This is a genomic window from Microvirga sp. M2, from assembly GCF_047497095.1.
Classification (GTDB): Bacteria; Pseudomonadota; Alphaproteobacteria; order Rhizobiales; family Beijerinckiaceae; genus Microvirga.
This window is the reverse complement of the sequence record NZ_CP134063.1, coordinates 430,069-448,283: the sequence shown is the minus strand read 5'-3', so window position 1 is coordinate 448,283 and position 18,215 is coordinate 430,069. Positions and strand designations below refer to the sequence as shown.

The window sequence follows — 18,215 nt, the reverse complement described above, 5'->3', positions numbered from 1 at the left end:
GTTCAGCCCTTAAGCTTGAAAGAGAAAGGCGGGACCGGCATGACGCGGGAGGCCGTTCCCGGCCCATGCTCTAGCCGAACTGGTTCATCGTGTTGTGCGCGCCGCCGGCCTTGAGCGCCGCCTCGCCGGCGAAATACTCCTTGTGGTCGTCGCCGATGTCGGAGCCCGCCATGTTCTGATGCTTCACGCAGGCGATGCCCTGGCGGATCTCCTGGCGCTGCACGTTGCGGACATAGCCGAGCATGCCCTCGCGGCCGAAATACTCCTTCGCGAGATTGTCGGTGGAGAGCGCCGCCGTGTGATAGGTCGGCAGCGTGATGAGGTGATGGAAGATGCCCGCCTGCCGGGAGCCGTCGGCCTGGAAGGTGCGGATGCGCTCGTCGGCTTCTCTCGCAAGCTCGGTCTCGTCGTATTCCGCGCTCATGAGCCGCGCGCGGTCGTAGGACGACACGTCCCGTCCGGCCTTCTCCCAGGCATCGTAGACCTGCTGGCGGAAATTGACGGTCCAGTTGAAGGACGGCGAGTTGTTGTAGACGAGCTTCGCATCGGGGATGACCGCGCGGATGCGGTCGACCATGCCGGCGATCTGCTCGATATGGGGCTTCTCGGTTTCGATCCACAGAAGGTCCGCGCCGTTCTCGAGCGCCGTGATGCAGTCGAGCACGCAGCGGTCCTCGCCCGTGCCGGGGCGGAACTGGAACAGGTTGCTGGCCAGTCTCTTCGGGCGCATCAGCCTGCCGTTCCGGTTGATGACCACGTCGCCGTTGACGCAGGTCTCGGGCGTGATCTCCTCGCAATCCAGAAAGCCGTTATAGAGGTCGCCGAGATCGCCGGGCCGGCGGCTGACTGCGATCTGCTTCGTGAGGCCCGCGCCCAGGGAATCGGTGCGCGCCACGATGAGGCCGTCATCGACGCCGAGTTCGAGAAAGGCGTAGCGCACGGCGCGCAGCTTCGCGATGAAATCCTCGTGCGGGACCGTGACCTTGCCGTCCTGGTGGCCGCATTGCTTCTCGTCCGACACCTGGTTCTCGATCTGAATGCAGCAGGCGCCCGCCTCGATCATCTTTCTGGCGAGCAGATAGGTCGCTTCCGCGTTGCCGAACCCTGCGTCGATATCGGCGATGATCGGCACGATATGAGTTTGGTGATTGTCGATGGCGGTAAGGATCTCCCGCTCCCGGAGCGTGTTGCCGTTTTTGCGCGCGGCATCGAGGTCGCGGAAGAGAAGGCCGAGTTCGCGGGCATCGGCCTGGCGAAGGAAGGTGTAGAGCTCCTCGATCAGGGCGGGAACGCTGGTCTTCTCGTGCATCGACTGATCCGGAAGCGGCCCGAATTCGGACCGCAGGGCCGCGACCATCCACCCGGAGAGATAGAGATAACGGCGCTGCGTGGAGCCGAAATGCTTCTTGATGGAGATCATCTTCTGCTGGCCGATGAAGCCGTGCCAGCAGCCGAGCGACTGTGTGTAGAGCGCCGGATCGGCGTCGTAGGCCGCCATGTCCTCGCGCATGATCCTGGCGGTGTGGCGCGCGATGTCGAGCCCTGTCCGGAAGCGGTTCTGCAGGCGCATGCGCGCCACCGCTTCCGGATCGATTCCGCTCCAGGTGCGGGCCTCCTCGACGATGCGATGAGCCTGCGCGATCTGATCTTGATAAGCCACGGTCGTGTTCCTCGCTTTTGGACTGGTTGAACGAGGAAGTATCCGGGGCGTTCGTGCGCCGGAAGGCGCGTAAAGGTCCGGGTGTGGAGCTTTACAGCATGCGCTCTGTCACGCTGTAAATCTTTGACAAAACATCGGAACGGCCTTGCAGTTGATTTTCTTGGGTTCTTTGAAACCGACCGGCGCCGCCGGCGATCCTGGCGACGACGCATACGCCATAAGTCTATGCCTCGAGAGACGAAAACTTGGGGTGGTGGCTTTCAGCGCCCGCCGGCCACGCGGTATTCGCCGCAGGGACCGGACCGTGTAAAGACCTTACAATCCGCTGCACCGTCATTGCGGGGAGACGGCGGGAGGACGCAGGTGGCGGGCGAACCGGAGCCGTTTCGCCGAAAACGCCCCGGCCTCCGCATGGAACGGCAGCGCCTCCGAGGCTGTTGGTGCTCAGCATCATCACGCGGAAGGGACGGGAATCCTCCATGCCGACGGTTATCGCCATCGAAGCCAAGCCCCTCGGTATCGGGGACATCAACAGCGAGTTTCATCACCTCTATCTGGTGAAGACGGTCACCGACAGTCAGGGGCGCGTCGTGTCGGAGAAGGTGATCCGGGGCAGCATCGAGGATGACGGCAGTCTCGGGACGCTCGCCGATGTGAGCCTCGCCTCCTCTCCCGACCGGCGCGGCTCGGATACGCCGCAGGAGCGGCACCGCACCGTCCTCGATCTCGGCACCCGCGACGCCGACGATGTCTGGAGCGTGATGGTCAGGCACGCCCAGAACATCGACGCCGCCCATCTGCCCTACAGCTTCGACATCTACCGGCAGGCGCCGGGCGACGACCTCAACAGCAATTCGGTCGTCGCCTCGGTGCTGCACAGCGTCGGCATCAACTGGGCCACCCATTACCCGGTCGGCATCCGGCCCGGCGAAGCGCCGCTCTACGGCCAGCTCCAGTCCATGAAAGTGAACGATTCGCTCTTCGGAACGGCGCACCGGGACATCATGTTCGGCGGCGTCGGCAGCGACATCCTCTACGGCCGGGCCGGAAACGACAGCCTCGTCGGCGACAGCGGGAACGACAGGCTCTACGGACAGGCGGGCCATGACCGCCTGACTGGCGGCGTCGGCGACGACATCCTTTACGGCGGAACCGGCCGGGATACGCTGCGGGGCGATGCGGGCAAGGACGCCTTCGTGTTCAACACCAGGCCCGATCCCGTGACCAATATCGACACCATCGTGGATTTCTCGGTCGCCGACGACACCATCTGGCTCGACAACGCGGTCTTCAAGGCGCTCGGACCGGCGGGACACATCAAGCCGACCATGTTCTGGACCGGCGCGGCCGCGCACGACGCCACCGACCGGATCGTCTACGACCGATCCCACGGGGTTCTCGTCTACGACCCGGACGGCGCGGGCGGCGCGGACGGGATCGCCTTCGCCAAGATTTCGGCGGGTCTCAAGATGACCTATGCCGACTTCCTCGTCGTGTGACCGCGGAGCCGCTCAGGCCAGAAGCGCCTGCTCCACGCCGGCCGCGATATCGAGAAGCCTGCGGTCCTCCCCGTGCCGCGCCATCAGCATGAAACCGACGGGCCGCTCGCCGATGGCGAGCGGCAGCGATATGGCCGTCAGGTCGAACTGGTTGGCGACCTGCGTGTTGCGCAGGATCAGCCCGTCGGTGGCGTCATAGAGCTTCGGGTCGGCCTCGAGCGGCGCGATCAGGGGAGCCGTGATCGCCGTCGTGGGCAGAGCCAGCACGTCGACGGGCGCGAGCCGCCGGTCCATCGCGGCGACGAGGTCGCGGCGCCGGCGCATCATGCGCAGGTAGACCGGCGCGGGAACCGCGCTGCTGCGCATGAGCCAGGGATGGACGCGCGGATCGATCTCGTCCGCACGGCTCTCGAGCCAGTCCGCGTGAACTTCCGCGGCCTCGATGGACGCGATGGAGGCGGCCTCCGTCGTCTCGCGCATGGCGAGGAGGAGATCGTCGATGGGATGATCGGCGATGGCCGCGCCGGCCTTCGAGAGGCGGCCGAGCGTTTTCTCGAAAGCCTCCTCGACCAGCGCCTCGCTGCGCGAGAACAGGCGCCCGCGCGGGATGCCGATCCGCAATCCCGCAAGCCGATAGGGATCCGGCGCGTGGGGCTCCTCCCCGGCCATGACCGCGTCCGCGAAGGCGCAGTCCCGCACCGAGCGCGCGAGCGGGCCGATGGAATCGAGGCTGGGCGAGAGGGGAAAGGCGCCGTCGAGGGGCACGCGCCCCGTCGTCGGCTTGAACCCGACGACGCCGTTGAGCGCCGCCGGGATGCGCACCGAGCCGCCGGTATCGCTGCCGATGGAAATCTCGGAAGTGCCTTCCGCCACGGCGACCCCGGCCCCCGAGGACGAGCCGCCGGGAATCCGCAAAGGGTCCGTCGCGTTGCCGGGCGTGCCGTAATGGGGGTTGAGGCCCAGGCCCGAGAAGGCGAATTCCACCATGTTGGTCTTGCCCAGGATCACGGCGCCCGCCTGGCGCAGGCGGCGGACGACGAGCGCATCCCGGGCGGCGGGCGCGGCCTCGCGCAGCACGAGGGAGCCCGCGACCGTCGCCTCTCCGGCCACGTCGAACAGGTCCTTGATCGACACGAGCGCACCGTCGAGCGGGCCCAGGGAGATCCCCGCCTGCGTGCGGGCATCCGCGGCATCGGCGGCGGCCCGGGCCGCGTCGGGATAGAGCTTCGTGAACACGCGCTCGTCCCCCGTCCGGTCGGAGAGCCGCGCCAGGATCATCTCGAGCTTGTCTCGCGCCGTCATCATGGGGGAAGCCTGTCTGGACACTGGTCGGGTCTGCCACTCTTGGACGAGGCGGGCAAGAGGCAAGAGTGACAGCAAGAGGGACAGGCAGGAGAGACGGGCAGGAGAGACGGGCAGGAGCGATCAAGCGCCTCCGGCGATCTCCCCCGCCGCCTCGGGTCAGGAGGCGTATCGCTCGGTGCTCTCCTCCGCCGGGGCGGGGTCGGCCAGCACGGCCTTGACCGGGAAGGTGATGACGCAGCGGATACCCTCTGGCTGGAAATCGAGCTTGATCTCGCCGCCGAGCTGCTGCGCGAGGCCGCGCTGGATCAGCCGGGTGCCGAAGCCCTGGCGCCTGGGCGGCGCCACCGGCGGCCCTCCGCTTTCGACCCATTCCACGATCAGTACGGGCGGGCTCAAGGAGAGCGCGACCGCCCACATGACGCTCACCCGGCCTTCGGGCAGCGTCAGGCTTCCGTATTTCGTGGCGTTGGTCGCCAGCTCGTGGATGGCGAGCCCGAGCGCCAGAACGGCGCTCGGCTGCAGATTAACCCTCGGGCCGCGCAGGCGGATGCGCTGGCGCATGGCGTCCTGATAGGGGTCGAGCTCGCTTCTGAGCACTTCCTCCAGCAATGCGCCCTGCCATTGGGTGGCGGTGAGCAGATCGTGCGTCTTGGCGAGGCCCTGCAACCGCCGCTCGAAGGCGTCCCACGCGCCTTCGTCGCCCTGTTCGGCGGCGCGGCGCGTCATCGAGGCGACGGATTGCACGGTGGCGAGCGTGTTCTTGACCCGGTGGTTGAGCTCATGCAGCAGAAGCGCCTGGCGCTCGTCGGCCAGACGCTGCTCCGTGATGTCCTGCGACACGCCCACGAGCGAGAGGCCCGCGGCCGGTCCGCTGCGCACCCGGCCGCTGATGCGGATCCAGCGCTCGCCGTGACCCGGCCAGGCGACGCGGAACTCGACCTCGAGGGCGGAGCGGATGTCGAGCGCCCGGGCGACGGCTTCGGCCTGCCGGGCGCGATCCTCCGGATGGATGGCGGCGATCAGGTCGTCATAGGAGAACGGTCCGTCAGGGCCGCGGCCGAAATGGGCGCGGCACTGGGGCGAGGCCTCGAAGGCGCCGGTCGCGGGCGTGTATTCCCATGAGCCGAGATGACACGCATGGAGCGCCAGACGCAGGCGCGCCTCGCTTTCGGCGATCCCGGCCAGGGCCTCCTCCCGATGCCTTGCCTGGGTGCGGATGTCGGACGCCGCGTCGGCCAGGGCCTTCTGTATCGTGTCGAATTCGAGCACGCGGGTGGTCGTCCCGGTCACCTCGCGGCCGGTTCCGAGCGCCTGCGCGCCGGCCACGAGCCGGTCGACCGGCTTGGCGATCAGGCGCGACAGGATGGCGGCCAGGAGCACCCCCAGCAGGATGCATCCGGCGAGGATGAAGAGCCAGAACAGGGAGCGCTTGAAGGACGCCGCGAGTTCCGTGACCGGCACGCTCACCACGAAGGTCCAGCCATAGGCGGGCGACCGGCTGAAATAGGCGCGCACCGAGATGCCGTCGAGCGTGACGCTCTGGACATTGCCTTCGCGGGACATGGCGGAGGCATCGCGGATGACCGGGTTCGCAAGCCGCCCGACGTACTCGGCGGGCGAGCGGGAGCGCGCGACGATCCGCCCGCTGCCGTCGAGCACGGCCGCGTTCCAATCCCGGTCGACGCGCTGGTCCGCGATGATCCGCTGGAAGGTTTCGGGGCCGATGGCCGCCGACAGGATGTAGGCCACCTTCGCGTCGATGACGACCGGAAGATCGATCGTGATGAGGGGCCGGCCCGTGATCGGGTCCGCGTGGAGATCCGACAGCTGCGCCTTGTGGGCCTCCTGTATCTTGCGCAGGACGCTCTCGCGCCAGTTGTCCGGCAAGGGCGCGCCGTAGGTCGCGCCGGTGTTGAGCAGCACTTTGCCGTCCATGTCGATCAGGGCGATCCGGGACTGGCTGGCGAGTCCGGCCTCCCGCGCCTGCCGATGGAAGGCGGCGAAATCCCCTTGAGCGATGGCGGGCGACAGGGCGAGCACCCGCAGAACCAGCTCGTTCTTCTCGATCTCGCGGTCGAGCGACAGGCTCAACGCCCGCGCGGTTTCCTGGAGGCGCCGATCCGAGGTGTCGCGCTCGGCGCGATAGCCCGAACGGAACCCCGCCGCGGCGATCAGGACGGCCGGCAGGGTGAGGGCGACGACGAGCGCCCAGAGGATCTGACGCAGCGATGTGCGCGATCCGTCGAGGAGGTTGGGCGGGCGCGGGAACGATGTCGGTGCAGGGCCGTCGTTGTCCTGCATGTCAGCCGACTTCTTGAACCGGCATGAGGACGCGCACGAGCACCGTCGGATCGTCCGCGGGCCATTCGACGCTCGCATCGAGCTGCCGCGCCAGGCCTTTCAGCACGGTGCCGGAGGCGCCTTCCTGCGCGGCCTGCTTCTCCTCCGGACTGAAGACGTCGTCCGACAATTGGAACGTCAGACGACCGTCGCGCACATGCATGGCGATCTTCAGCTTGCCGTGCCGCTCCCGGTAGGCATGGGTGAGCGCGTTCACGACGATCTCGTTGAAGAGAAGCGCCATCGGCGCGGCCTTGGCGGCCTCGACCTCGATGGCCTCGAGGTCGAATTCAGGCACGATGGCGACATCGGCGATGGAGACCGTGAGCTCCTGGCACAGCCCGCGGGCGAAGCTGCTCACGTCGAACCGGGAGGACCCGTTCCCGTCGTAGAGATCGCGATGGGCCGCCCCAAGGGCCTGAAGCCGCTCCCGCATGCGCCCCAGCACCCTGCCGGTCGCCTCGTCCTCGGCGTGGCGGATCTCGATCCCGATCAGCGACAGGAGGAGCTGCAGGTTGTTCTTCACGCGGTGATCGAGCTCGTGCAGGAGCGACGTCCGCTCGTCGAGGAGCTTCTGCAGGGTCTCCTGGGACTCGCGCTTCTGGGTCCGCTCACGGGCCTCCGCCAGCGCTCCGAGCACCGTGACGGGAAGCCGGTCCAGCCGGTCCTTGAGGACGTAATCCGTCGCCCCGCGCTTGAGCGCTTCGACGGCCACCTCCTCGCCGAGCGCGCCGGACACGAACACGAAGGGCAGTTCCGGCCGCTGCGTCCGCGCCAGGGCGAGGGCATGAAGTCCGTCGAAGCCGGGCAGAAGGTAATCGGCCAGCACGAGGTCCCATGAGCCGTCGCGCAGCATCCCGGCGAACTCCTCCTCGAGGACGACCCGCTCGACGAAGACCGTCAGGCCCGAGGCGAGCAGCGCCTCCGTCACCAGTTCGGCATCGAGCGCGCTGTCCTCCAGGAGGAGGATGCGGAGCATTCGGCTGGACTGGAGAGCGGCCGCCTGAGCCATCGACGCTCCTACGGCTCGTCTCGCCGCGGCGGCGGCTCGTTGAGAATGGCCCAGAAGACACCGAGGTCCTGGATCGCGTCGAAGAATTCGCGAAACCCCACGGGCTTCACCACGAAGGCGTTGACGCCGAGCTCGTAGCTGCGGATCAGGTCGCTCTCCTCCCGTGAGGAGGTGAGCATCACCACCGGGGTCTGCTTCAGCCGCGGGTCGGCCTTCACCTTCTCCAGCACCTCGAGCCCGTCGATCTTCGGAAGCTTCAGGTCGAGCAGCACCACGGCCGGATCGCTGGTGTTGCGGTTGGCGTGCAGGCCGCGCCGATTGAGGAAGTCGAGCGCCTCCTCGCCGTCGCGCACGACGACGACCTCGTTGGCGAGCTGGCTCTGTTCCAGGGCCGCCAGGGTCAGCTCCAGATCCTTCGGATTGTCCTCGACCAAAAGGATCGGTTTCAGTTCCGGCATCAAGCCGCTCCTTCACTCTCGGGCAGGGCGATATGGAACGTCGCGCCCTTGTCCAGTTCGCCCTCCGCCCAACTGCGGCCGCCATGCCTTTCGACGATGCGGCGGACATTGGCCAGCCCGATCCCGGTTCCCTCGAATTCCTCGATCCGGTGCAGGCGCTGGAAGACGCCGAACAGCTTGTCGACGTATTTCATATCGAACCCGACCCCGTTGTCGCGCACGAAGAAGACGATCTCCCCGTTATCCCGATAGGAACCCACTTCGATACGGGAAGTATCCCGCCTTCGAGAATATTTGACGGCATTATCCAAAAGATTCTCAAAAACCAGCCGGATCAGCACCGGATCGGCCATGACGGAAGGCAGGTCGCCGATGCTCCATTCGATCCGGCGCCCGCCCGTCTCCATGGGGAGCTTCTGGCGGATCTCCTCGACCATTGCCCGGATGTCCACCCGGCGCGGCTTGAGGGCCGTGCGGCCCATATGCGAAAAGCGGAGCAGGTTGTCGACGAGGGTGCCGGCCGTGTAGGCGGCCTCGATGATCGTATCGATATAGCGCTTGCCGCGCTCCGAGAGTTCGGACCATTCCTGCTTCTTCAGGAGCTCGGAATAGCCCACGATGTGGCGGAACGGCGCGCGCAGATCGTGGGAGACCGAATAGGAGAAGGCTTCCAGCTCCTTGTTCGAGCGCCGCAGCTCGTCGGCCAGGGCCGCGAGTTCCTCGGCGCGGCGGAGCACGATGCCCACGATGGCGTTGCGCAGCTCCTTTACGGCCTCGATCTCGCTGCGGTCCCAGGCGGCCGAGCGCGCGCGCACCGTCTCCTTCCAGATTTCGAAGGAGCGCCGGGGATGGAGCCTCGAGGTGCCGGCCTCCTCCCGCATGGGCTTTTCCGGATTGCCGCCCCATTTGACCGTCTCGACGAGCTCGGGACGGAACCAGAGGATGTAGCTCGAACGCATCTTCGAGATGGAGATGGACAGAAGACCGCTCGCCTTGTCCGCATAGGCCCGCGCCTCGGGAAAGATCTCCGACAGGCGGTCGGTGGCAAACACGTCCTCCTTATGATGCTCAGAGAGCCAGCCGCAGAGCGCCTTGACCTGGGCCTCGCCGGGCGTCTCGCCGAGGCGCCAGCAATGCCCCTCGGTCAGGATGGCGACGCCCCGCGCGCCCGCGAGCCGCATCAGATCCTCCGGATGGCCGACGAGGCCGTCGATGAAGACGGTTTCTCCCGCCATGTAGGCCAGGAGGCGCGCCTGGATCGCGCCGAGCCGCACCCTCGCCTCCGCCAGCGCCGTGTTCTCCCGCGCCTCGAGCTGCAGGGAAAAGATCTGGGTGAGGAAATCGCAGGCATCGCGCACCGGCAGCGGGACGCGCCGGGGCTCGCTGTTGTGGCAGGAGATCAGCCCCCAGAGCGCGCCGCCGCGCAGAATCGAGATCGACATGGAGGCGGGCGTGCCCATGTTGCGCATGTATTCGAGATGCACGGGCGAGACGCTGCGCAGCACCGAATCGCTCAGGTCGAGCGGTGCGGGATCGTGGGAGCGGATCGGAACCGGCGTGTAGGTCGCATCGGGAATGATGCGCAGCCGGTTGCGGCGGTAGAGTTCCCGCGCCTGCGCCGGAATGTCGGAGGCGGGAAAGCGCAGGTCGAGATAGGACGGCAGGGCGTCGTTCCGGTCCTCGGCGATCACGGTGCCGTTCCAGTGCTCGTCGAATCGATAGATGAGCACCCGGTCGAACCCGGTCATGCGGCGGATGTCCTCCGCGGCCAGACGGCAGAGGCGCTCCACCGTGGACGCCCCCTGCAGATCCTCCACGAAACGGCGCAGGGTCGGGTAGAGCGTTTCGATGCTGGACGCCTGGCCTTTCGGGACGGTCTCCAGTTCCAGGATCACATGCCCGTCGGAACGGGAGAGCACGGCGTCGTAGACCGCTTCGCCGCCGTCCCCCGTCAGCGTGATCGTGCGGAGGTAATGGGCCGTTCCCGCGGGCATCGGCGTGTCGAGATCCGCCTCCAGCTGCGCGGCGATCGCGGGAAGCGCCTCGCCCAAGGGGCGCTTCAGGAGCAGATCCGGATCGACGCCGATGAGCGAAGCGGCATTGGCGCTCGCATGGGTCACGGTCCTGTCGGCCCGGGAGAAGGCGAACAGGACGCCGTGCGGCTGGATGCTGCCCGGGATATGGATCGGCTCGCGCTCGCAGGCGGTGAGATCGATCTCCCGTCCGGCATGCTGCGGCGCTTGTCCGCTCGTCGGATCGCTCGTGGGGTCGCTCGTGGGGTCGCTCGTTTGGCTGCTCATGGGGCCTCGCAAAGCCAGTCATGCATGACGCCGAAGGTCTCTCGCGCGGTCGCCACGACGACATCGTCGGTGTCGGGGGAGGACGCCTCCAGGAGCACGCTCCCGAACTGCTTCCACATGGCCGCGATATCCCGCCCGTAGCTCCTGAAATAGGCGCAGCCCGTCCCGGCATCCAAACCGAGCCTGCGCTCCACCTCGCGCGCGATGATCGCGCCGCCGAGCGTCGAGCCTTCGACCACATACATGCTGCCGAGCACGGCGGCGGAGGAATGCAGCGGCATGAGCGGATCGCATTGCGGCAGACGGATGATCTCGTCCTCTTCGAGGCCGAGCGCGGCGAGATCCCGGGCCAGAAGCCGCGTCTTGCACCGCCTCTCGAAGAAATCCCGGTCGGGAGCGGCCGCGCCCGCGGCTTCTTCCCATGCGGCGTGGAAGCCGTAGAAGCGAATCAGCAGATCCCTGTAGCCGTCGCGCGTGGCGATCCGGCGGTCGAGATCCATCGCCGTCTCGATGCGCTCGTGCGCGGGTCCTGTTTCGAGCTTCAGCCGTTCGAGCAGAGTCATGACACCTCATCAAGGGAGCGGCCGAGCCTTCGGGCGGCGACTCGCTCCACGAGCCCCAGCCCGTCGTGGATCAGAACCGCCAGCAGCGCAACCACCAGGCCGCCCTGGAGGATGAAGGCGAGATTGTTGGATTGCAGGCCCGCGATGATCACCTCGCCGAGGCCCTTGGCGGCCACCGTCGAGCCGATGGTCGCGGTGCCCAGGCTGATGATCACCGACACGCGGATGCCGGCGAGAATCACCGGGAAGGCGAGCGGAAGCTCGACCTGCATCAGACGCTGCCGCGCGTTCATCCCCATGCCGCGCGCGGCGTCGAGAGCCTGGGCCGGAACCTGCGTCAGTCCCGTCAGCGTGTTCTCGAAGATCGGCAGCAGGCCGTAGAGGAACAGCGCGATGAAGGTGGGCTCCTCTCCGAAGCCGACGAGCGGCACCGCGATGGCCAGAACGGCGATCGGCGGAAAGGTCTGCCCGATATTCACGAGGCTGCGCGAGAGCGGCAGGAACTCGGCCCCCGAGGGACGGGTGACGAAGATGCCGAGCGTCACGGCGAGAAGCGTGCTGGCGGCGGTCGCGAGGCTCACCGTGCGCAGGTGCTGCAGGGTCAGCATGAGGAGGCTGCCCTGGTTGTAGATGGCGGGCGCGCCGTGTTCGGTCAGCGGCTCGAAGAGAAATGCGAAGGCCTGTGGCATCGTGATGAAGGCCACGAGCAGGAGCATCGCGGCCAGCCGGACGAGATTGGGCAGCGTCATGGCGGCGGACGTCCGTGCTGCAGGATGCCGCCGACGCTCACCTTCCCGACGATCGCACCGGACGCGTCCGCGACCGGCAGGGCCTTGCGCCCGGTCCAGAGGAGGCGCGAGAGCGCTTCGTGAAGGCTGTCGGACATCGTGACCGGCTCGCCTTCGGCCTCGCCCGGTTCGACGGCCTCGCGCACCCGCGTCAGGGAGAGGAGACGGAAGGGCCGTTCCGCCGTTCCCACGAGGCGCTCCACGAAATCGTCGGCGGGATGCGTCAGGAGCTCGGCCGGCGTCGCATGCTGCAGGAGGCGGGCCTGGTCCATGACGGCGATGCGGTCGCCGAGATGGAAGGCCTCGCTCAGATCGTGGGTGACGAGGACGATCGTGGTCCCGAGCCGCCGCTGGATGGCGAGGAGATCGTCCTGGGCCTTGGAGCGGATCACCGCGTCGAGCGCACCGAAGGGCTCGTCCATCAGGAGCAGCCCGGGCCGCGCCGCCAGCGCCCGCGCCACGCCCACGCGCTGCTGCTGGCCACCCGACAATTCATGCGGGAACTTGCCCGAAAATTCCGCTGGATCGAGCTGGAACAGATCGAGCAGCTCGTCGACGCGCTGCGCGACCTTCCTGCGGTCCCATTTGAGCAGGCGCGGCACCGTGGCGATGTTGTCGGCCACGGTGCGGTGCGGGAACAGGCCGTGGCCCTGGATGACGTAGCCGATGCGGTGGCGCAGCTCGTCTTCCGGAATCGCGCGGGTGTCCTCCCCGTCGATCAGAACGCGCCCCGCGCTCGGCTCCACGAGCCGGTTGATCATGCGCAGCAGGGTCGACTTGCCGGCGCCCGACGTGCCGACCACGACCGTGAGCGTGCCCTCCTCCACCGTGAACGACACGTCGTCGACCACGACGGTCGGGCCATAGCGCTTGGAGAGGCGGTCGATCTCGATCATGCCAGCGCTCCCTTCGAGAGATCGACGAGCGCATCGAGCACGATGGAGGCCGCGAAGGCCAGGGCGACCGTGGGGATCGCACCCAGGAGCACGAGGTCGAGGGCGGTCTGGCCGATGCCCTGGAACACGAAGGTTCCGAAGCCGCCTCCCCCGATCAGCGCCGCCACCGTGGCGAGGCCGAGATTCTGGACCAGCACGATGCGGATCCCTGCGAGGATCACGGGAAGCGCGAGCGGCACCTCGACCTGCGCCAGCCGCTGCCGGGCCGACATCCCCATGCCGCGCGCCGCGTCGACGGCGGTCGCCGGCACCCCGTCGAGCCCCGCGATCGTGTTCGCGACGATCGGCAGCAGCGCGTAGAGAAGCAGCGCGATGAAAGCGGGAGCGGCGCCGATTCCCCTGATGCCCAAGGCCGCCGCGAGCGGAACGCTCGCCGCCAGCGCGCCGAGCGGCGCCATGAGAAGCCCGAAGAGTGCGATGCTCGGAATCGTCTGCACGATGCCGAGGCTCTGCATCGCCACCGCCCGCAGCGTCCTTTGCCGGTGCGCGGCGATGCCGACCGGAATGCCGATGAGGCACGCGGCCGCCATCGACCCGAAGGCGAGCAGGAGATGCTGGCGGGCCTCCCGCCAGAAACTGTCGGCGCGGGTGTGATATTCCTTGAGGATCGACAGGTTGTCCCACACCCCCGAGAACAGCAGGAAGACCAGGACGCTCGCGCCGACCGCCAGAGCCGCGAGCCGTCCATAGGGGCCGAGCTTCATGCGCGCGAGGGCGTCGATGGCGAGAAGCGAGAACGACAGGGTGAGCAGCCAGAAGCCCAGCGAAGGCGACACCCGCGCGAAGGTATTGTCGACCGGCGTCAGGAAACCGGCCGAGAGGCCCAGCGCCGGGAGAAGGACGGCAAGCCCGATCACGGCGGAGCCGAGCCGGCTGAGGGGATCGCGCACGAGGACGGCTCCGACCGCGACCGCGAGCGTCACGAGCGCGAGAGCCGCCGCCATCGCGAAGGGAAGCGCCTCGATCAGGAGGCGCGACTCGCCCGACGCGATGCGGGTGGCGCGATAGGTCGCAAACGGAGCCGCGAAGAGCGCGACGCCGTTGAGGATGGCGATCACAACGCCCAGATGATCGAGGGAAAACGCCGGGCGTGGCGGAACCACTCCCAACGTGCCCGTCCTGGATGTCGTGGAACTCACGTTGAACTCTGGTCTTTCCTTTGCCGCCCTGCCGTCCGCATCGCGCGAAAGCTCCGGCGTGCCTTACTTGATGAGGCCCTTGGACTTCAGATAGTCGGCCGCGACGGCTTTCGCCGCCTCGCCGCCCACCTGCACGCGGGCGTTCAGCTTCTGGAGGGTCGTGAGGTCGAGGGAGGCGAAGACGGGCTTGAGAAGCTCTGCGATTTTGGGATTGTCCTTCAGCACCGCCTCGCGGATGATCGGCGCCGGGGCATAGACGGGCTGCACGCCCTTGTCGTCCTCCAGCACCACGAGGCCCGACGGCGCGATGCCGCCATCCGTGCCGTAGACCATGGCGGCATTGGCGCCGCTGGTCTGCTCGGCCGCGGCCTTGATCGTCGCCGCCGTGTCGCCGCCGGAGAGCACGATGAGCTGATCGGGCTTGAGGGTGAAGCCGTAGACCTTCTGGAACGACGGCAGGGCCGCTTCCGAATTGACGAACTCGGCGGAGGCCGCGAGTTTCACCTGGCCGCCGCCGGAAACCCATTTTCCGAAATCGGAGAGCGTCTTGAGCTTGTTGGCCTCGGTCACGTCCCGCCGCAGCGCGATGGCCCAGGTGTTGTTGGCGGGCGCGGGATCGAGCCAGACGATCTTGTTCGCCTCGTAATCGAGCTTCTTGGCGGTCTCGTAGCCCTTCGCGGCATCCTTCCAGACCGGATCGTCCGCCTTGTTGAAGAAGAAGCCCGCATTGCCGGTATATTCGGGATAGATATCGATCTCGCCCGCGGTGATCGCCTTGCGCACCACCGGGGTCGCGCCGAGCTGGATGCGATCCTGCGTCTTGATGCCGTTGGCCTCGAGGGTCAGCAGGATCATGTTCCCGAGAACCGACCCTTCGGTGTCGATCTTCGACGAGACGACCACATCGGCCTTGGCCGGGCTCAAAGCCGTCAGGCCCAGGGCCAGAGCGGCGACAACACTCTTCAGAACGGGCGTCATGATTCCCCCTCAGCGGCAGCACATGCGTCAGCATAGTCTAGAGCACCGGCCCCGAAAGTGGACCCCACTTTCGGGATTCGTCCGATGCGCCAGCCCTGAGATAGCGCATCGTTCGCCGCGAGAAACCGAAACCGGCTTTTTCACGCGATGCGCCAGGCCGCGCCCGTCATTTAAGCAGGGAAAGACGCCCGAGTCCCGGCCCCGACGATAAAAACTTCGTGTCGCGGGCGCATCACGCGCTCGCGCCCAGCGCAGGCTCCTGGGCGATGGTGAAGCGCACCTGCGCCTGCGGACGGTGATCCTCGGACAGGAGGCGCCAGGCGCGTTCGGCTTCGGTGCGGCTCTCGAAGGGACCGACGACGCGCTCGGTGCCCTGAACCAGGGCTTCGCATGCGCATGAGGTGTATTCGCCGCCCACCACCCAGAAACGAGATTGTTGCATGGCCGTTCTCCGTTGTGACCTGAGGGGCCAGTGCCCCGTTTTTTGAATTTACATCCGTTGACAAAGCGCCTCCCGGACCCACAAACTCTGTGCATCGGCGAGGCGTCTGATGGGTATAATTCCAGAAGAAGTCTTTGTTTCAACGCCCGATTTCGAAAGAAAGGTGGCGTTGTAAATTCCCGACGCCACGGCTCGGTAAACTTGTAAAAAGATTTACAAATGGATGAGAGCAGAAAACTCTTCGTCGGCCCCCGCCTCAAGCGCCTGCGCCGCGATCTCAACCTGAGCCAGGCCCGGATGGCGGAGGAACTCGGGCTCTCGCCCAGCTATCTCAACCTGATGGAACGCAATCAGCGCCCGATCACGGCCCAGGTGCTCATCCGGCTCGCGCACGCCTATTCCCTGGATCCGCGCGAATTCGCCAACGACGATCACGAGCGCACGGTCTCGGAGCTGGAGGAGATCTTCGCCGATCCTCTCTTCCGCAACGCTCCCGTGTCCCGCATCGAGCTGCGCGAGACCATCGAGAACGCGCCCTCTCTCGTGGATGCCGTGAACCGCCTCTATCGCGCCTACCAGGCCATGCGCGGGGCGCGCGAGGCCGTGACGCCCCATCTCAGCGACCATGACCGCGCGGAGGACGCGCCGCAGATCAACCCGGTGGACCGGGTGCGCGAACTGATTCGCGACGCCAGGAACCATTTCCCGGAACTGGACGAGGCCGCCGAGGCCCTGGCGTCCGATCTCGCGGTCAGCGGGCACGAGCCGTTCTTCGCCGTCGCGGAGCGTCTGCGCGCGAAGCATGGCATCCGCGTGCGCGTGATGCCCATCGACGTGATGTCGGACAACCTGCGCCGCTACGATCACCATCGCCGCCAGCTCCTGATTTCCGAACTCGTCGACCCGTCCGGCCGCACCTTCCAGGCCGCCTATCAGCTCGCCTTCGCGGAAATGCGCGCAACCATCGACTCGCTGGCCGCCAAGCTCGAGCCCGTGGACGGTCCGGCGCGGCGGCTCCTGCGCGTCTCCTTCGGCAATTACTTCGCGGGCGCGCTCATGATGCCCTACGGCAAGTTCCATGCGGCCGCGGAGGCTCTCGGATACGATGTCGAGGTGCTCGGCGCCCGTTTCGGCGCGAGCTTCGAGCAGGTGGCGCACCGCCTCACCACGCTCGCGCGCCAGGGCGCACGCGGCATCCCGTTCTTCCTGGTGCGCGCGGATGCGGCCGGCAACGTATCGAAGCGCTTTTCGTCGGGCCGCTTCCCCTTCTCGCAATTCGGCGGCACCTGCCCGCTCTGGAACCTCCACTCCACCTTCAAGACGCCCGGGCAGGTGGCGACCCAGATCATCGAGCTGCCCGACGGCTCGCGCTGGTTCTCCATCGCGCGGGCGGTGAAGCGCGCCTCCAATCCCTGGGGCATGCCCGATCCTCAATTCGTGGTGGGCCTCGGCTGCGAGCTGAAATACGCCCATCGCCTCGTCTACGCGCGCGGCCTCGACCTCGCCGCCGCCGACGCGACCCCCATCGGCATCAACTGCCGCCTGTGCGAGCGCGCCGCCTGCCCGCAGCGCGCGGCGCCGCCCCTGATGCACGCGCTCATCGTCGACGAGATGCGGCGCGGCATCTCGCCGTTCGAGTTCGACGCGACTTAGGGCATCGAACGCGGGACGTGGCACCCGCATTTGCGTTCGATGCTCTCGGATCGATGCCGCTGCCGTCGTCCTGGCTCTCCCGTCATGGCCGGGACAAGCCCGGCCATGACGCCGGCGGGATGACGGCTTCCGTTGTCGCGCTCGACGGCTCATCGAGCCAATGATCGAGGAACCGGTCGATCCAGCGCGAGACATGCGGATCGTACTGGAAGCGCCCTTCGAGCTGGTGGATGCGGTCCTGGGCGCCGGGCGTGGACAGGCGCTCTTCCGCGACGACCGTCCAGCGGCAGATCATGGCGTGGGTGACCTCCGGGTGGAACTGGAGGCCGAAGGCCCGGCCGCCGACCCGGATGGCCTGGGTCGGGAAATCGTCGCCCGTGGCCAGGGTCTCGGCGCCCGAGGGGCAATCGAAACCCTCCCGGTGCCAGTGATAGACATGGCTCGGCCACGGCACGCCCCAGACGTCGCTCAGGCGCTCTCCGGCCTCGGTCGGCACGAGGGGATAATAGCCGATCTCGGCGCGCCCTTCCGGATGTGCCCGCACGCCGGCGCCCAGGTGCTTGGCCAGCATCTGGGCCCCCAGGCAGAGCCCCAGGAAGGGCTTGTTCTCTTTCAGCGGAACGCCGATCCAATCGATCTCCGCCCTGATGAAGTCGTCGGGGTCGTTGGCGCTCATGGGGCCGCCGAAGATCACCGCGCCCGCATGCCCGGCGAGCGTCTCGGGCAAAGGATCGCCGAGGCGGGGACGGCGGATGTCGAGCCGGTGCCCGCGCTCCGCCAGCAGGCGCCCGACCCGGCCCGGAGTCGAATGCTCCTGGTGCAGGACGATGAGGACGGGCGGCTTCGTGCCTCGTCTAGCCACGATTGAGCTCCGCCACGAAGGCTTTCGGATGCCGCGAGGGGCAAGGACGGGCGCGCACGAGACCAAATCGACTGAACATGCCGCGATTATTCAGGAAAAGACGCCGTCCGCGCAAGGCTCACGGCGACATTCCCGAGCCCGTTCCCGCGGATCCGAGCCCGTCTCGTGCGCCGCGGCGATGGGGCTCCCCCGAGCAGCGCCCCCGCGATATCCGGCGATCGCCGCAGGGACCGTTTCCGGGCGCGGCCCGATGCGTGCGC

At 67.4% G+C, this 18,215-nt stretch carries 15 protein-coding genes; 2 read left to right on the top strand and 13 right to left on the bottom strand.

Annotated features, from left to right (window positions below):
* Positions 1-70: 70 nt before the first annotated feature.
* Positions 71-1,660 carry an isocitrate lyase gene (locus tag RE429_RS02160; protein WP_414472759.1) on the bottom strand — a complete coding sequence of 530 codons (1,590 nt, stop codon included), beginning with the start codon at positions 1,658-1,660 and terminating at the stop codon, positions 71-73.
* 479 nt (positions 1,661-2,139) lie between these two features.
* On the opposite strand from RE429_RS02160, the gene RE429_RS02155 reads away from it, so the two are divergent.
* Positions 2,140-3,159, top strand: a complete 1,020-nt coding sequence (locus RE429_RS02155; RefSeq protein ID WP_414472758.1) for a hypothetical protein — start codon at positions 2,140-2,142, stop codon at positions 3,157-3,159.
* A 12-nt stretch (positions 3,160-3,171) separates the two neighbouring features.
* Here RE429_RS02155 and RE429_RS02150 read toward each other — a convergent pair whose 3' ends face one another.
* The 11 genes from RE429_RS02150 to RE429_RS02100 all read right to left on the bottom strand — a co-directional run bounded on the left by RE429_RS02150 (position 3,172) and on the right by RE429_RS02100 (position 15,440).
* A complete protein-coding gene (locus tag RE429_RS02150; protein WP_414472757.1) occupies positions 3,172-4,464 on the bottom strand; it encodes an amidase in 1,293 nt (430 codons plus the stop codon).
* Between the two features lie 156 nt (positions 4,465-4,620).
* The gene (locus tag RE429_RS02145; protein ID WP_414472756.1) at positions 4,621-6,765 is read right to left on the bottom strand and encodes a sensor histidine kinase; all 2,145 of its coding nucleotides are present in this window, start codon (positions 6,763-6,765) and stop codon (positions 4,621-4,623) included.
* Between the two features lies 1 nt (position 6,766).
* On the bottom strand, positions 6,767-7,816 hold the full coding sequence (locus RE429_RS02140) for a sensor histidine kinase (protein ID WP_414472755.1): 1,050 nt from the start codon (positions 7,814-7,816) through the stop codon (positions 6,767-6,769).
* Positions 7,817-7,824: 8 nt separating this feature from the next.
* A complete protein-coding gene (locus RE429_RS02135; protein ID WP_414472754.1) occupies positions 7,825-8,274 on the bottom strand; it encodes a response regulator in 450 nt (149 codons plus the stop codon).
* A complete protein-coding gene (locus RE429_RS02130; protein ID WP_414472753.1) occupies positions 8,274-10,574 on the bottom strand; it encodes an ATP-binding protein in 2,301 nt (766 codons plus the stop codon). Before RE429_RS02130 ends, RE429_RS02135 begins: the two co-directional genes overlap by 1 nt.
* Positions 10,571-11,137 (bottom strand): biliverdin-producing heme oxygenase, encoded by a 567-nt coding sequence (locus RE429_RS02125; protein WP_414472752.1) that lies wholly within the window; start codon positions 11,135-11,137, stop codon positions 10,571-10,573. Before RE429_RS02125 ends, RE429_RS02130 begins: the two co-directional genes overlap by 4 nt.
* Complete coding sequence (locus RE429_RS02120; RefSeq protein WP_414472751.1) at positions 11,134-11,886, bottom strand: ABC transporter permease; 753 nt, start codon at positions 11,884-11,886, stop codon at positions 11,134-11,136. The genes RE429_RS02125 and RE429_RS02120 overlap by 4 nt, the downstream gene beginning before the upstream one ends.
* Positions 11,883-12,821, bottom strand: coding sequence for an ABC transporter ATP-binding protein (locus RE429_RS02115; RefSeq protein WP_414472750.1), 939 nt, complete (start codon positions 12,819-12,821; stop codon positions 11,883-11,885). The genes RE429_RS02120 and RE429_RS02115 overlap by 4 nt, the downstream gene beginning before the upstream one ends.
* Complete coding sequence (locus RE429_RS02110) at positions 12,818-13,984, bottom strand: ABC transporter permease (protein WP_414474284.1); 1,167 nt, start codon at positions 13,982-13,984, stop codon at positions 12,818-12,820. Before RE429_RS02110 ends, RE429_RS02115 begins: the two co-directional genes overlap by 4 nt.
* A 99-nt stretch (positions 13,985-14,083) precedes the next feature.
* Complete coding sequence (locus RE429_RS02105; protein WP_414472748.1) at positions 14,084-14,998, bottom strand: ABC transporter substrate-binding protein; 915 nt, start codon at positions 14,996-14,998, stop codon at positions 14,084-14,086.
* A 232-nt stretch (positions 14,999-15,230) separates the two neighbouring features.
* A complete protein-coding gene (locus tag RE429_RS02100) occupies positions 15,231-15,440 on the bottom strand; it encodes a hypothetical protein (RefSeq protein WP_414472747.1) in 210 nt (69 codons plus the stop codon).
* Positions 15,441-15,659: 219 nt separating this feature from the next.
* Between RE429_RS02100 and RE429_RS02095 the strand changes: the two genes are divergently transcribed.
* Positions 15,660-17,093 (top strand): helix-turn-helix domain-containing protein, encoded by a 1,434-nt coding sequence (locus RE429_RS02095; RefSeq protein ID WP_414472746.1) that lies wholly within the window; start codon positions 15,660-15,662, stop codon positions 17,091-17,093.
* 82 nt (positions 17,094-17,175) lie between these two features.
* Here RE429_RS02095 and RE429_RS02090 read toward each other — a convergent pair whose 3' ends face one another.
* Complete coding sequence (locus tag RE429_RS02090) at positions 17,176-17,955, bottom strand: glutamine amidotransferase (protein WP_414472744.1); 780 nt, start codon at positions 17,953-17,955, stop codon at positions 17,176-17,178.
* Positions 17,956-18,215: the final 260 nt, after the last annotated feature.